This window comes from Streptomyces sp. NPDC059009, assembly GCF_042740175.1.
In the GTDB taxonomy this organism is placed as follows: Bacteria; Actinomycetota; Actinomycetes; order Streptomycetales; family Streptomycetaceae; genus Streptomyces.
Map to the genome: position 1 here is coordinate 107,501 of NZ_JBHYJB010000018.1, position 13,711 is coordinate 121,211.

The following is a 13,711-nucleotide window of genomic DNA, read 5'->3' on the forward strand; positions in this document are numbered from 1 at the left end:
GGGTCAATATGGCGTCCCTTCGGGGAGGCGGCCCCGACTGGCGCCGACTGGCCCCGACTGTCCCCGTACGAAAGTCTCTGACTAGAGTCAGAGAATGAGTGAGGTGACGCACGGCAGAGACACGGCACAGGTCGCGCAGGTGCGGCGGTTCAACCGCACCGTCACCGAGCGCGTGGGCGTGCTGCACGACCACTACCTCGGCCGCGCCCGCCCCATCGGCGAGGCCCGGCTGCTCTGGGAGATCGGTGCGGAGGGCCAGGACGTACGGCGCCTGCGGGAGCGGCTGCGGCTCGACTCCGGGTACGTCAGCCGACTGCTGCGCGCCCTGGAGGGCGACGGCCTGGTCACGGTCGAGCAGCACCCCGAGGACCGCAGGGTGCGCACCGTCCGCCTCACCCGCGCGGGCCGCGCCGAGCGCGAGCTGGTCGACGGCCTCAGCGACGAGCTCGCCGCCTCACTCCTGGAGCCGCTCAACTCCGGCCAGCGCGCCCGCCTCGTGGCCGCCATGGCGGAGGTCGACCGGCTGCTCACGGCCGCCACGGTCACGCTGGACACCGTCGACCCGGACCACCCCGAAGCCGCCGCCTGTCTGCGCGCGTACTTCGCCGAGATCCAGGAGCGCTTCGAGAGCGGCTTCGACCCCGCCCGCAGCCTGCTGCCCGACGCGGGCGAACTCCGGCCGCCGCACGGCCTGTTCCTGGTGGCCCGGCTGCACGGCGAGGCCGTCGGCTGCGCCGGACTGAAGCTGCCGCCCGGCGCCCCCGCCGAGATCAAGCGCATGTGGGTCGCGCCCGCCGCCCGCGGACTGGGCCTCGGCCGCCGGTTCCTGGCCGAGCTGGAGCAGCGGGCCGCCGAGCACGGCCGCGAGGCGCTGCGCCTCGACACCAACAAGGCCCTGAGCGCCGCGATCGGCCTCTACCACGCCGCCGGATTCGAGGAGGTCCCCGCCTTCAACGACGAGCCGTATGCCGACCATTGGTTCGAGAAGCGCATCGGCCCGTAGGCAAGCAGGCGGATCGGGGGGACCGGCGCGTCGTGGCGTCGGTACTCTGTCCCGGTTCAGGCACTTGGTGGGGGCGGGGGAGTGGACGTGGATCCGTTGCGCGACGGTGATCCCACGGTGGTGGGGCGGTACCGGATTCTGGGGCGGCTCGGCAGCGGTGGCATGGGCGCCGTGTTCCTGGGGCGGTCCCCGGGCGGGCGGCTCGTCGCGGTGAAGTGCGTGCACCGGGAGCTCGCGGGCGACGCGGAGTTCCGGGTCCGCTTCACCAGGGAGATGGAGGCGATCCGGCGCGTCGGCGGCTTCCACACCGCGGACGTCGTGGACGCCGATCCGCACGGCGATCCGCCCTGGATGGTCACCGCGTACATCCCCGGGCCGTCCCTGGCGGAGGCCGTGTCCGCGCACGGACCGCTGCCCGAGTCGGCCCTGCGGGTCCTCGGCGCGGGGCTCGCCGAGGCCCTCGACGCCATCCACGCGGTCGGCCTCGTCCACCGCGACCTGAAGCCGTCGAACGTGCTGCTCGCCGACGACGGCCCCCGCGTCATCGACTTCGGGATCGCCCGCGCCCTCGACGGTACGGGGATCACGCGCCCCCATATGGTCGTCGGGACACCGGCGTTCATGGCGCCCGAGCAGATCTCCGGCGCCCCCGTCGGCCCGGCCTGCGATGTGTTCAGCCTCGGCCATGTGCTGTGCCACGCCGCCGGGTTCGCGGCCTTCGGCAAGGGGGACCCCCAGGTCCTGCTGTACCGCGTCACGCACACCGAACCCGACCTCCGCCGGCTGCCCGAGGCGCTGCGCCCGGCCGTCGCGGCCTGCCTCGCCAAGGACCCCGCGGACCGGCCGACGCCCGCGTCGCTCATCGAGCGGTTCGCGCCCGCGCACGGCGGACCGGCGGGTGCGCCGGGGCCGTGGCTGCCGCCGCAGATGCAGCGGACGCTGGTGGCGCCGACGGGGGCGCCGCAGCCCGAGCCGTCGGACGCGGTGCCGGCGGGGTCGTCGTCCGCGGCGGCGCCAGCAGCGGCAGCCTCACGACCTGCTGCCGCACCACCGACCGCCGCAGCACTCGCTGCCCCGACTGCCGCCTCGGCCCCGCCCGCGCCGCCCGCCGACCACATGGTCACCATGGCCGGGCCGCCCGCCCCGGCCGCCCGCCGCCCCGCCTCCCGGCGCCGCAGGACGGCGATCGTCCTGACCCTCGCGGGTCTCGCCGTGGCCGGCGCCATCGGTGCGAGCGTGCCGCTCCTGCTCTCCAAGGCCAACGGCCATGACACGGTGGCGAGTTGCTTCGCGGACAAGAAAGCCGACAGCGAGGGCGAGGAGAAGGACACCGACGCCGGGGCGTCCGCCGAGCCGGGCAGGCTGCCCACGGGCGTGCCCCGTTCGCCCGTGCAGACCGCACCCGCCGACCAGGCCACGTTCGTCGTCGGCAAGCCGATCACGTTCGACTGGGACACCAAGGGCGCGGTCTCCGAGATCTCCTTCGACCTCGACAACAAGAGCAACTGGGCGCGCACCCGGCGCATGCACACGGACCGCTGCGCCTTCACGCCCACGCGCCCCGGGGTCTACCGCTGGTCGGTGAGCACGGCGCAGGCCGGGCGCGGCAAGACGGGCAGCGTCTGGAGCGAACAGCGCTACTTCGTCGTCACGCCGAAGGACGAGCCGAGCGGCGAGCCCCGCGTCCGGCGCCCCCACCCGCCGCGCCCGCTCACCCCCGCGGACCGGGCCACCGCCACCGCGGACAGCCCGGTCACCCTCACCTGGAAGGCGACGGGCCCCGTCTCCCGGGTCGCCGTCCAACAGCCCGACGGCAGCTGGCGGCACCAGCCCTGGATGAAGGGCTCCAGCTACTCCTACACACCCCCGGGCCCCGGCCGCTACGTCTGGATCGTCTTCACCGCGAGCAAGGCCGACTGCGCGAGCATGGACTGCACGAGCGGGGCGAGCGAACAGCGCTACCTGCTGGTCCGCTGATGACGCGGCGGCAGTGGGCGGCCCTGGTGCTCTCGGCCGCCGCGACCGGCTCGGTCCTCGCCCTGGTGATGAAGCCGGTCTCGGGAGACCCGTGGTGGCCCGACTCGGTGGCGCGGGGCGGGACATGGACCGTGGCGTACGTGATCATCTGGGGCGTCCTGGGCACCCGCACCGAGCGGCGGCGCCGACGCGCCGCACAGCACGACGGAGGCGGCGTGATTCCAAGCCCACACATCCCCGCGCCTCCGGGCCCCGCGCCGCCGCACCCCACACCCCCGCATCCCCCAAGCGAAGGGCCCGCCCCACCGGCGTGAACCAGTGGGGCGGGCCCGGACCGCCAGCCGGACCGCCAGCCGGACCGGCTCAGGACAGGCCCCGGACCGGCCAGTCCGTACTACCGCGCCAGCACCGCCGACGACACCGCCGCCGGCACCCCCGCGTACCCGACCGGCCGCGTCGTGAACGTGCCGCGGCCCTGTGTGCGGCTGCGCAACCGCGTTGCGTAGCCGAACAGTTCGGCCAGCGGCACCGTCGCGGTGATCACCGTCGTGCCGCCGCGCACCGCCGTGCCCGAGACCCGGCCGCGGCGTGCCGCCAGGTCGCCGAGCACGCCGCCGACCGCGTCGTCCGGCACCGTGGCCGTGACCTCGACGACCGGTTCCAGGAGCTCCATGGCGCCGGCCCGCAGAGCCTCGCGCAGCGCGAAGCGGCCCGCCGTGCGGAACGCCACCTCCGAGGAGTCGTTGGGATGGGTCGCCCCGTCGGTGAGCGTCACACGGACGCCGGTCACCGGGTGGCCGCCCAGCGGACCCTCCGCCAGCGCGTCCCGGCAGCCCGCCTCGACCGCCCGCACGTACTCCTGCGGCACCCGGCCCCCGACGACCGTGGACCGGAACACGAAGCCCCGGTCATCCGCGGCCTCGCCCGCACCATCAGGACCGGTGTCCGGCAGCGGCTCCACGTCGACGACCACCTGCGCGAACTGCCCCGGCCCGCCGTCCTGTTTGACGTGCCGGTACACGAAGCCGGACACGCCGCGGACGACCGTCTCGCGGTACGTCACCTGGGGGCGGCCCACGCCGACGTCGAGGCCGTGGGCGCGGCGGATCTTCTCCACCGCGACCTCCAGGTGCAGCTCACCCATGCCGGACAGGACCGTCTGGCCCGTTTCCGGATCGGTCCGCACCGACAGCGACGGATCCTCTTCCAGCAGGCGCGCCAGGGCAGTTGAGAGCCGGCCAGTGTCGGTGGACCGGCGCGCCTCGACCGCCACGGACACCACCGCCGCGGCCACCACCGGCGGCTCCAGGACCAGCGGTGCCGACGGCGCGCACAGCGTGCTGCCCGCGCGGGCCGTCTTCAGGCCGATCACGGCCACGATGTCCCCGGCCACCGCCCGGTCCACGTCCGCGTGCCGGTCGGCCTGCACCCGCAGGATCCGGCCGACGCGCTCGGTGCGGCCCGTGGCCCCGTCCATGACGGTGTCTCCCTTCGTGAGCGTGCCCGAGTAGACGCGTACATAGGTCATGCGGCCCGTCGGCGTCGCGTTCACCTTGAACGCCAGGCCCGCGAACGGCACGTGGGGGTCGGCGGGCCGTTCCTGCTCCGTGTCGCCGCTGGACGTGCCGCGCACCGGTGGCACGTCCAGGGGTGACGGCAGATACGCCACCACGGCCTCCAGGAGCGGCTCGATCCCGCGGTTGCGGTACGCGGAACCGCACAGCACCACCGTGCCGTCACCGCCGACGGTCAGCTCGCGCAGCGCCGTGGCGAGCGTCGCCGCGGAGAGCGCCGCCGTCGCGCAGTACTCCTCCAGCGCGGCCGGGTGGAGCTCCGCGACGGCCTCCTCCAGGAGGCGGCGTCGATGGCGGGCCTCGTCCGCCAACTCCGGGGAGACGGGCGTGACTTCGTACGTGTCCGCGCCCGGGGACCAGAGCAGGGCCCGCATCGCCAGCAGGTCCACGACCCCCGTGAACGCGTCCTCGCGCCCGATCGGCAGCTGCACCACGAGCGGCACGGTGTGCAGGCGCTCCCGGATCGAGGCGACCGCCGCGTCCAGGTCGGCGCCCGCGCGGTCCAGCTTGTTGACGAAGGCGATGCGCGGCACCCCGTACCGGTCGGCCTGCCGCCACACGGACTCGCTCTGCGGCTCGACCCCGGCGACACCGTCGAAGACGGCGACCGCCCCGTCCAGCACCCGCAGCGAACGCTCCACCTCGTCGGCGAAGTCGACGTGCCCGGGGGTGTCGATGAGGTTGATCCGGTGGCCGTCCCAGTCGCAGCTCACCGCCGCCGCGAAGATGGTGATCCCACGGTCGCGCTCCTGCGTGTCGAAGTCCGTGACGGTCGTGCCGTCGTGCACCTCGCCCCGCTTGTAGGTGGCGCCGGTGCGGAACAGGATCCGCTCGGTGAGCGTCGTCTTGCCAGCGTCTACGTGCGCGAGGATGCCGAGATTTCGGACCGTGTTCGACGAAGGGCTGGTGGAAGGGTTGGTGGGAGGGCTGGTGCTGCGCATGGCCCGGGGCCTTTCGATGCGTGGAGTCGGTGAGAGGGCAGCGCGATGCCCGGACGCGGGAACAGGGACCCGTGAAGAAGGCGGGTCAGGTCAGGTGTGCGTCGCGGGAGTTCAGTGACGGCCGCGCAGCCGGCACCGAGCGCGGCAGGACACCAGGATCACGTCGAATCGCGTCCAGGAAGCGTTCACGGCGGTGCGGTGGTGGTCATGCACGGCCGGGCTCCCTTCGCTCGTTTCGCTCGACGGCATCCGCAGCGTAGGGATCAAGGGCGGACGAGGTCACCTGATTTTCTGGTGGCCGGTCCTCTGATGGCCGGTCCTCTGATGGTCAGTCTTCTGGTGGCGAGATCCTTGCGGGCTCTGTCCATCTGGCCAGTGGTTGCCCCGGGGGCGCACGACGCAAGCTCGGACACATGAGAATTCTGTGGATCTCCGCGCACCCCGACCAGCGCTCCCTGAACGGCTCCCTGATGGCCGACGGGCTGCGCGCCCTGGAGGAGTCCGGGCACGAGCACCGCACGTCCGACCTGTACGCGATGGGCTGGAAGGCCGTCGTGGACGCCGACGACTTCCGGCGCGAGTCGACCGAGCGGCTCTTCGTGGGCGACGAGCAGGAACGCGCGTACAAGGAAGGGAAGTTGAGCGACGACATCCTCGCCGAGCAGGAGAAGATCAGCTGGGCGGACGCCCTGGTCTTCCAGTTCCCGCTCTGGTGGTTCGGGCCGCCCGCCATTCTGAAGGGCTGGTTCGACCGCGTCCTGCTCCAGGGCTTCGCGTTCGGGCTCCATGACGCCGAAGGGCGCGTCCTGCGCTACGGGGACGGGCCCCTCGCGGGCAAGCGCGCCCTGATCGTCACCTCGGTCGGCGGCCGCGAGTCCGCCTTCGGGCCGCGCGGCATCAACGGCCAGCTCGACCAGGTGCTCTTCCCGATGCTGCACGGCACGTTCTGGTACACGGGCATGACCGCGCTGCCCCCGCTCGCGGTGTACAGCGCGGACCGCTCCACGGACGCGAGCTACGCGCGGGACCTGGCGGCCCTGCGTGAGCGCCTGCGCACCCTGGACACCGCGGAGCCGCTGTCCTTCCGCCGTCAGAACGGCGGCGACTACGACGAACACATGGTGCTGCGGCCCGAGTTGGCACCGGGCCGCACGGGCCTCGCCGTCCACCAGGCGGAAACCCAGGGGCTCCGGGCAGCGGGTTAGGGCAGCCGCTCGCCCCGCGCCGCGAGCCACAGCCCGTACCACTCCTCGTGCCCGAGGTCGGGCTCGCGGACGGCGGCGTCGCGGCAGGCGAGGATGCGCTCGGGGCGGCTGCTGCCGATCACGGGGGCGATGCGGGCGGGGTGGCGGCGCAGCCACCACAGCAGGATCGTCTCCGGGGTCGTGCCCTTGCGTTCGGCGAGCTCCGCGACGAGGCGGGCTGCGGGCGCGGCCTGGTCGTCGGCGGAACCGGAGTCCCCCGTGCCGCCGGTGTAGCGGCCCTGGGCGAGCGGGCCCCAGGACTGCACCTGGATGTCGTGGTCGGCGCAGTGCTCCAGCGTCCCGTGCGGGAAGCCGTTCGCCGCCGCGGCCGGGGTGTTCACCAGGACCCCGGCCTCCACCCAGTCCCGCCGGGCCAGGCTCATCTCCAACTGGTCGGCGACCAGCGGGACGTCGAGGTGTGCCTGGAGGTGGGCGATCTGGGCCGCGCTCATGTTGGACACCCCGAACTGGCGCACCAGGCCCTGCTCATGCAGCGACATGAGCGCCTTCGCGATCTCCTCCGGGCCGGTCAGCGGGTCCGGGCGGTGCAGGAGCAGCACGTCGAGGACGTCGGTGCGCAGCCGGGTCAGGCTCTCCTCGACGCGCTGCAGGATGCTCGGCCCGCGCAGGTCGTAGTGGCCCGGCCGGTCGCCGTCGGGGAGCCGGATGCCGCACTTGGACTGCACGAGGATGCGCCCGCGCAGCCCGGCGGACCGGGCGAGCACCTCGCCGAAGACCGCCTCGGACTTGCCGCCGCGGTAGATGTCGGCGAGGTCGAACGCCGTGATCCCGGCGGCCAGGGCGGCCTCGACCGCCGCTTCGGCGTGCGCGATGTCCTCGGCGGTGCACACGTCGGTGTCCCGGCTGCCGCCGAGCCCCATGCACCCGTACAACAGGCGGCTCGTACGGATGTCGGTCGAAGCGGCGGTCATGGCTCTCCCTCACTGGGCCCGGTCGGGCCGTGGCCCGGTCAGCTGGTCCGGGCTCCAGTGTGCAGGGCGAGCGCGCCGCGCGCGGGCAGGGCCGCCGTGACCTTGCCGTCCGCGCCGACGGTGACCGTGCTGCCCGCGCAGTCGTCCGGCGCGGCCTTGGCGACGTTGCAGTACGTCCCGGCCGGGAGCGAGGTCGAGAAGGTCTGCGCGAGTTCGCCGTCGCCGTTGTTGAGGGCGACGAAGCCCTTGCTGCCGCGGCCGAAGGCGAGGGCGCTGCCGCCGTTGTCCCACCAGTCGGTGAGCTCGGCCGAGCCCACCTCGTTGCGGAACCCGACCAGGCCCGTGACCGCCTGCCGGGCGTGCACATTCGTCCAGCCGTCGGAACCGCTCGGCGGGCCCGCGTCCTTGTCGCTCCACTCGTAGCCGGAGTAGACGTTGGGGGAGCCGTAGGGCGAGGCGAGCATGAAGACGTTGGCGAGGGTGTAGCGCTCGCCGTCCTTGTAGGTGAGCGTGGAGCCGTTGCGCTCGGTGTCCCAGTTGTCGACGAACGTACGGGCCGAGCCGCTGCCCAGCTTGCCGTCCGCGACCGACTTCAACTGGGCGATGTTCCCGCCCTGGAAGGCCGACTTGAGGTGGCCGCCGTAGCGGAACTCGTCCACGTCCCCGATGCCCGTGTACTCGTCGGGCTGCACGGCCTCGCCGCCCCCGTGGATGACCTCGGAGACCCAGAAGCCCGGATCGCTCATCCTGCCCTTGATCGCGGCGACGTCGGCGGCCGCCATGTGCTTGGCGGCGTCGATGCGGAAGCCGTCCACGCCGAGCGAGCGCAGGTCGCCGAGGTACTTCGCGATGGTGGTGCGGACGGCGTCGCTGCCGGTGTCCAGGTCGGCGAGGCCCACGAGTTCGCAGTTCTGGACGTTGTCGCGGTTGGTGTAGTCGTTGATGTCCTTGCGGCAGGTGTGGAAGTCCTGGTCCTGGAAGGTGCCGGGGTAGTCGTACTTGGAGTACGCGGTCCCTCCGGTGCCCGTCCCGGAGCCGGAGCTCATGTGGTTGATGACGGCGTCCGCGATGACCTTGACGCCCGCCTTGTGACAGGCGTCGACCATGCCCTTGAAGGCGTCCCGGTCGCCGAGACGCCCGGCGATCTTGTAGCTGACGGGCTGGTACGAGGTCCACCACTGGCCGCCCTGGATGTGCTCGGTGGCGGGGGAGACCTCGACGTAGCCGTAACCGGCCGGGCCGAGCTGGTCGGTGCAGGCAGTGGCGACGTCCTTGAAGGGACGCTCGAAGAGGGTGGCGGTGACGGTCCTGTCGCCGGGGGGTGTCGCCTCCGACGGCCAGGGCGCGAGCGCGGCTAGCCCTGCGGCGGTCAGAACACCGGCCAACCCTCCGCCGAGCAGGCGGGATCGACGGTACATCGTGCGGCTCCTTCGGTGAGCGGGCACAGCTGTGCCCTCGAAGGCAGCCACGCGCCAGGCTGCCGTGGGGGGGACGGACAGAGTGCGGGTGTGTCTGTCCGCGTCAGAGAGTGCCGCCCCCTCAGGGACGCGTCAAGAATTTCTGCAAGAGCAACCAGAAACTTGCAAAGAGCTATGCGGTACGCCGCTCGCGCTGCCCCGCCGCGCGCGCCGCCGTCGAGTCCCGCACCACCAGCTCCGGCATGAACACGAACTCGCTGTGCGGCGCGGGCGTCCCGCCGACCTCCTCCAGGAGGGTGCGCACCGCCGACTGCCCCATCGACTCGACGGGCTGGCGGATCGTGGTCAGCGGGGGATCGGTGAACGCGATGAGCGGCGAGTCGTCGAAGCCGACCACCGAGATGTCCCCGGGCACCGTCAACTCCCGCTCCCTTGCGGCCCGTACGGCACCGAGCGCCATCATGTCGCTGGCGCACACGATCGCCGTGCAGCCCCGCTCGATCAGCGTCGCGGCCGCGGCCTGCCCGCCCTCCAGGGTGTAGAGGGAGTGCTCGATCAGCTTCTCCGACTCCTCGGCCGTGAGCCCGAGCCGCTCCTGCGCCGCCCGCCTGAAGCCCTCGATCTTGCGCAGCACGGGCACGAACCGCCGCGGGCCGACCGCGAGTCCGATGCGGGTGTGGCCGAGCGAGGCGAGGTGGGTGACGGCGAGGCGGGCCGCGGCCCGGTCGTCCGTCGAGACGAAGGGCGCACGGACCTTCGGCGAGAAGCCGTTGACCAGCACATACGGCACGCCCTTGGCGCGCAGCCGGTCGTAGCGCTCCATGTCGGCGGTGGTGTCGGCGTGCAGCCCGGAGACAAAGATGATCCCGGAGACGCCGCGGTCCACCAGCATCTCGGTCAGCTCGTCCTCGGTGGAGCCGCCGGGGGTCTGGGTGGCGAGCACCGGGGTGTAGCCCTGGCGGGTCAGGGCCTGGCCGATGACCTGCGCGAGGGCGGGGAATATCGGGTTGCTGAGCTCGGGCGTGATCAGGCCGACGAGTCCGGCGCTGCCGCGCTGCCGGAGCCGCACGGGACGCTCGAAGCCGAGCACGTCCAGGGCGGCGAGGACGGATTCGCGGGTGCCCGCCGCCACCCCCGGCTTGCCGTTGAGCACCCGGCTCACGGTGGCTTCGCTGACCCCCGCCTGGGCTGCGATGTCGACGAGCCGTGCGGTCATGGCCTGGACTGTACCCGTCGGCCCACGCCCTGCCCACCGGCTGCGGCAACTTGCGCAAGTCGGCCGCTCCGCAGGGGACTTGCAGGTCCGGCCCCCGCCGTCCCCGGCGCCGGGATACGTGCCGGTAACGATCGGCTGCACTCCTTGCAGAAATTTCCCGCAAGCTCTTTCGGCCGCTTTTCAATCCTGTTACGTTCCCTGGCAACCCGGCCTCCCCTTGTTCCGGGATCAGTTGAAGGAGTTCACATGCGGCGTGGCATAGCGGCCACCGCACTGGTCGCTGCCCTGGCCCTGACGGCGGCGGCGTGCGGTGGAGACGACGGGGACAGCGGCAAGAGCTCGGGCGGCAAGCTGTCCGGCACCGTCACCTTCTGGGACACCTCGAACGACGCCGAGAAGGGCACGTACCAGAAGCTCGCCAAGGGCTTCGAGGAGCTCCACCCCGGCGTCAAGGTCAACTATGTGAACGTCGCGTTCGGCGAGGCCAACGCCAAGTTCAAGAACGCCGCGGGCGGCAACTCCGGCGCCCCCGACGTGATGCGCACCGAGGTCGCCTGGGTCGCCGACTTCGCCAACCTCGGCTACCTCGCCCCGCTCGACGGCACGCCCGCCCTCGACAAGCCCGACGACTACCTGGGGCAGGCCGTCGCCAGCACCAAGTTCAAGGGCAAGACGTACGCGGCGCCGCAGACCATCGACTCCCTCGCGCTCTTCTACAACAAGAAGATGCTGAAGGACGCCGGGGTCAAGGTCCCCACCAGCTTCGACGAGGTGAAGACCGCCGCCGGGAAGATCAAGTCGAAGTCCGGCAAGACCGGCCTCTACCTGCGCGGCGACGACCCGTACTACTACCTCCCGTATCTCTACGGAGAGGGCGGCGACCTCCTCGACACCAAGAACAAGAAGGTCACCGTCGACGACGCCCCCGGCGCCGCCGCCTTCAAGGTCATGAAGGACCTCGTCGACTCCAAGGCCGCCACCACCGACGCGAGCGACGGCTACAACAACCAGCTCAACGCCTTCAAGGACGGCGACGTCGCGATGGCCATCGACGGCCCCTGGTCCATCGAAGGCGCCCTCGCGGGCAAGCAGTTCAAGAACGACAAGGGCAACCTCGGCGTCGCCCCGGTCCCGGCGGGCAGCGCGCGCCAGGCGTCCCCGCAGGGCGGCTGGAACCTCTCCGCCTACGCGGGCTCCAAGAACCTCGACGCCTCCTACGAGTTCATCAAGTACATGAGCTCCGCCAAGGTCCAGCAGCAGACCACCGAGAAGCTCAGCCTGCTGCCGACCCGCACCTCCGTCTACGAGGCGAAGTCCGTCAAGGGCAACCAGATGGTGCAGTTCTTCAAGCCCGCCGTCGCCACATCCGTGCAGCGGCCGTGGATCCCCGAGGCCAACTCCCTCTTCGAGCCGATCCGCCTGGAGATGGGCAAGGTCCTCACCGGCAAGACCTCGCCCGACGATGCGGCGAAGGACGTCGGCGACGCGTACCGCAAGCTCCTCAAGGACTACAAGTAGATGACGGCCGACACCGGCCGGCCGGCGGCCGCGGCCACGGGTGCCCCGAGCGCCCGCGGCCGCGGCCACCGCACCGGCAAGAGCAGGAGCGCGCCCCCGGGGCGGCTGCGCAGGGCCCTTTCGACCCACTGGTACGCCTGGAGCATGGTCGCCCCCGTGGTGATCGTCATCGGCGTCATCATCGGCTACCCGCTGGTGCGCGGCGCCTACCTGTCGACGACCGACGCCAACGAGGCCAACGTCGAGCGGCACATCGGCGTCAACGACATCCCGGCGACCTACAAGTCGGTCGGCCTCGACAACTACCGGTCGATCCTCTCCGACGGCGTCTTCTGGGACCGCCTCACCTGGACCGTCGTCTGGACGGTCTCCTGTGTGGCGCTGTCCTTCACGCTCGGCCTGATCCTCGCGAACATGCTCAACCGCAAGCTGGCCGGGCGCTCCCTCTACCGGATGGCGCTCATCCTGCCGTGGGCCGTGCCCGCCTTCGTCTCCGTCTTCACGTGGCGGCTGCTCTTCAACGAGAAGAGCGGCCTGCTCAACAAGATCCTCGCCGGCGGCGGCATCGACGCGGTCCCGTGGCTCAACGACCCGACCTGGGCGAAGATCTCGGTGGTCACCGTCAACGTCTGGCTGGGCGTCCCCTTCATGCTCGTCGCCATGCTCGGCGGGCTCCAGTCCATCCCGGGCGAGCTGTACGAGGCCGCCGAGATGGACGGCGCGAACGCCTGGCAGCGCTTCAGGCACATCACCCTGCCGGGGCTGCGCACCGTGAGCAGCACCGTCATCCTCATCAGCGGCATCTGGACCTTCAACATGTTCCCGGTCATCTACCTCCTGACCAGGGGCGGACCCGGTGACGCGACGGAGATCCTGGTGACGTACGCCTACCGGCTCTCGTTCGTCGTCAGCCCCCGCGACTTCGCGGGCTCGGCCGCCTGGGGCGTGCTCATCCTGCTGCTCCTCTCGCTCATCGCGGTGGCCTACCGCCGCGCGCTCCGCAAGCAAGGAGAGGTGTGGTGACCTCGATGACCAAGAACAAGCCGAGGCCGCGCGGCGAGCGCGGACCACTCGCCTCCGTCGCGCTGCACGTGACCCTGCTCCTCGCCAGCGCGGTCGCGGTGCTGCCGCCGCTGTGGCTGCTCGTCACCTCCTTCAAGCCGCAGAGCGAGGCGTTCTCCACCGACCTGGTGAAGGACTTCACGTTCGGCAACTACGACCACGTCGTCAACGACACCAAGTTCCTGGACTGGGTGGGAAATTCACTGCTCGTCGTCGGACTGACCACGGTCGTCGGCGTGCTCATCTCGGCGACCACCGGGTACGCGGTCAGCCGCTTCAAGTTCCCCGGCATGCGGCCGCTGATGTGGCTGCTGCTCATCACGCAGATGTTCCCCGTAGCGGTGCTCATCGTGCCGCTCTACAACCTCCTCGGGAGCCTCGGCCTGCTGAACCAGCCGGTCGGCCTCGTCCTCACGTATCTGACGATCGCCGTGCCGTTCAGCGCCTGGATGATGAAGGGCTACTTCGACACCATCCCGGTGGAGATCGACGAGGCGGGCCGGGTGGACGGACTCAACCCGTTCGGCACCTTCTGGCGGCTCATCGTGCCGCTGGCCAAGCCCGGGCTCGCCGTGACCGGCTTCTACACCTTCATCACCGGCTGGGCCGAGGTCGCGTACGCCTCCGCCTTCCTCACCGGCGAGGAGAACCTCACGCTCGCCGGCGGACTGCAGACCTTCGTCAACCAATACACCAGCGACTGGGGCTCGTTGACGGCCGCCGCCGTGATCGTCGCGGTGCCCGCCGCCGTCGTCTTCGGCTTCGTCCAGCGCCACCTCGTCTCCGGCCTGACCGCCGGCGCGACGAAGTCCTGACCTCCCCGCCC

11 protein-coding genes are annotated in these 13,711 nt (G+C 71.8%); 7 read left to right on the forward strand and 4 right to left on the reverse strand.

All coding sequences use genetic code 11. The features are described 5' to 3' along the window. Window positions 1–94 precede the first annotated feature (94 nt). From ACFWYM_RS19685 to ACFWYM_RS19695, 3 genes are all read left to right on the forward strand, one after another. Window positions 95–1,003 carry a GNAT family N-acetyltransferase gene (locus ACFWYM_RS19685; RefSeq protein ID WP_384838315.1) on the forward strand — a complete coding sequence of 303 codons (909 nt, stop codon included), beginning with the start codon at window positions 95–97 and terminating at the stop codon, window positions 1,001–1,003. Between the two features lie 87 nt (window positions 1,004–1,090). Further along, entirely contained in the window at window positions 1,091–2,980 is a 1,890-nt protein-coding gene (locus tag ACFWYM_RS19690) for a serine/threonine-protein kinase (RefSeq protein ID WP_384838318.1), read from the forward strand. Next, the gene (locus ACFWYM_RS19695; RefSeq protein WP_384838321.1) at window positions 2,980–3,294 is read left to right on the forward strand and encodes a hypothetical protein; all 315 of its coding nucleotides are present in this window, start codon (window positions 2,980–2,982) and stop codon (window positions 3,292–3,294) included. The genes ACFWYM_RS19690 and ACFWYM_RS19695 overlap by 1 nt, the downstream gene beginning before the upstream one ends. An 80-nt stretch (window positions 3,295–3,374) precedes the next feature. Here ACFWYM_RS19695 and fusA read toward each other — a convergent pair whose 3' ends face one another. Further along, a complete protein-coding gene (gene fusA, locus ACFWYM_RS19700) occupies window positions 3,375–5,495 on the reverse strand; it encodes an elongation factor G (RefSeq protein WP_384838324.1) in 2,121 nt (706 codons plus the stop codon). Window positions 5,496–5,908: 413 nt separating this feature from the next. Between fusA and ACFWYM_RS19705 the strand changes: the two genes are divergently transcribed. Next, the gene (locus tag ACFWYM_RS19705; protein WP_384838327.1) at window positions 5,909–6,700 is read left to right on the forward strand and encodes an NAD(P)H-dependent oxidoreductase; all 792 of its coding nucleotides are present in this window, start codon (window positions 5,909–5,911) and stop codon (window positions 6,698–6,700) included. On the opposite strand, the gene ACFWYM_RS19710 is transcribed toward ACFWYM_RS19705, so the two are convergent. From ACFWYM_RS19710 to ACFWYM_RS19720, 3 genes are all read right to left on the reverse strand, one after another. Beyond that, complete coding sequence (locus tag ACFWYM_RS19710) at window positions 6,697–7,671, reverse strand: aldo/keto reductase family oxidoreductase (RefSeq protein WP_384838330.1); 975 nt, start codon at window positions 7,669–7,671, stop codon at window positions 6,697–6,699. The genes ACFWYM_RS19705 and ACFWYM_RS19710 overlap by 4 nt on opposite strands. 38 nt (window positions 7,672–7,709) lie before the next feature. After that, entirely contained in the window at window positions 7,710–9,089 is a 1,380-nt protein-coding gene (locus tag ACFWYM_RS19715) for an alpha-amylase family protein (RefSeq protein ID WP_384838332.1), read from the reverse strand. 172 nt (window positions 9,090–9,261) lie between these two features. Beyond that, a complete protein-coding gene (locus ACFWYM_RS19720) occupies window positions 9,262–10,305 on the reverse strand; it encodes a LacI family DNA-binding transcriptional regulator (RefSeq protein ID WP_384838334.1) in 1,044 nt (347 codons plus the stop codon). 246 nt (window positions 10,306–10,551) lie between these two features. On the opposite strand from ACFWYM_RS19720, the gene ACFWYM_RS19725 reads away from it, so the two are divergent. The 3 genes from ACFWYM_RS19725 to ACFWYM_RS19735 are packed head-to-tail and all read left to right on the forward strand — an operon-like array spanning window position 10,552 to window position 13,700. Next, window positions 10,552–11,823: an extracellular solute-binding protein gene (locus ACFWYM_RS19725; RefSeq protein ID WP_384838337.1), complete on the forward strand. Its 1,272-nt coding sequence runs from the start codon at window positions 10,552–10,554 to the stop codon at window positions 11,821–11,823. Further along, entirely contained in the window at window positions 11,824–12,846 is a 1,023-nt protein-coding gene (locus ACFWYM_RS19730; RefSeq protein ID WP_384838339.1) for a carbohydrate ABC transporter permease, read from the forward strand. It begins immediately after the preceding gene. Between the two features lie 5 nt (window positions 12,847–12,851). Continuing rightward, the gene (locus tag ACFWYM_RS19735; RefSeq protein ID WP_384838460.1) at window positions 12,852–13,700 is read left to right on the forward strand and encodes a sugar ABC transporter permease; all 849 of its coding nucleotides are present in this window, start codon (window positions 12,852–12,854) and stop codon (window positions 13,698–13,700) included. The last annotated feature ends 11 nt before the right edge of the window (window positions 13,701–13,711 follow it).

Excerpts from the sequence above, each read along its gene's own strand:
- ACFWYM_RS19695 (WP_384838321.1), top strand. The coding sequence starts at position 2,980 with ATGACGCGGCGGCAGTGGGCGGCCCTGGTGCTCTCGGCCGCCGCGACC.
- ACFWYM_RS19710 (WP_384838330.1), bottom strand. The coding sequence starts at position 7,671 with ATGACCGCCGCTTCGACCGACATCCGTACGAGCCGCCTGTTGTACGGG.
- ACFWYM_RS19725 (WP_384838337.1), top strand. The coding sequence starts at position 10,552 with ATGCGGCGTGGCATAGCGGCCACCGCACTGGTCGCTGCCCTGGCCCTG.
- ACFWYM_RS19705 (WP_384838327.1), top strand. The coding sequence starts at position 5,909 with ATGAGAATTCTGTGGATCTCCGCGCACCCCGACCAGCGCTCCCTGAAC.
- ACFWYM_RS19715 (WP_384838332.1), bottom strand. The coding sequence starts at position 9,089 with ATGTACCGTCGATCCCGCCTGCTCGGCGGAGGGTTGGCCGGTGTTCTG.
- fusA (WP_384838324.1), bottom strand. The coding sequence starts at position 5,495 with ATGCGCAGCACCAGCCCTCCCACCAACCCTTCCACCAGCCCTTCGTCG.
- ACFWYM_RS19735 (WP_384838460.1), top strand. The coding sequence starts at position 12,852 with ATGACCAAGAACAAGCCGAGGCCGCGCGGCGAGCGCGGACCACTCGCC.
- ACFWYM_RS19730 (WP_384838339.1), top strand. The coding sequence starts at position 11,824 with ATGACGGCCGACACCGGCCGGCCGGCGGCCGCGGCCACGGGTGCCCCG.
- ACFWYM_RS19685 (WP_384838315.1), top strand. The coding sequence starts at position 95 with ATGAGTGAGGTGACGCACGGCAGAGACACGGCACAGGTCGCGCAGGTG.
- ACFWYM_RS19720 (WP_384838334.1), bottom strand. The coding sequence starts at position 10,305 with ATGACCGCACGGCTCGTCGACATCGCAGCCCAGGCGGGGGTCAGCGAA.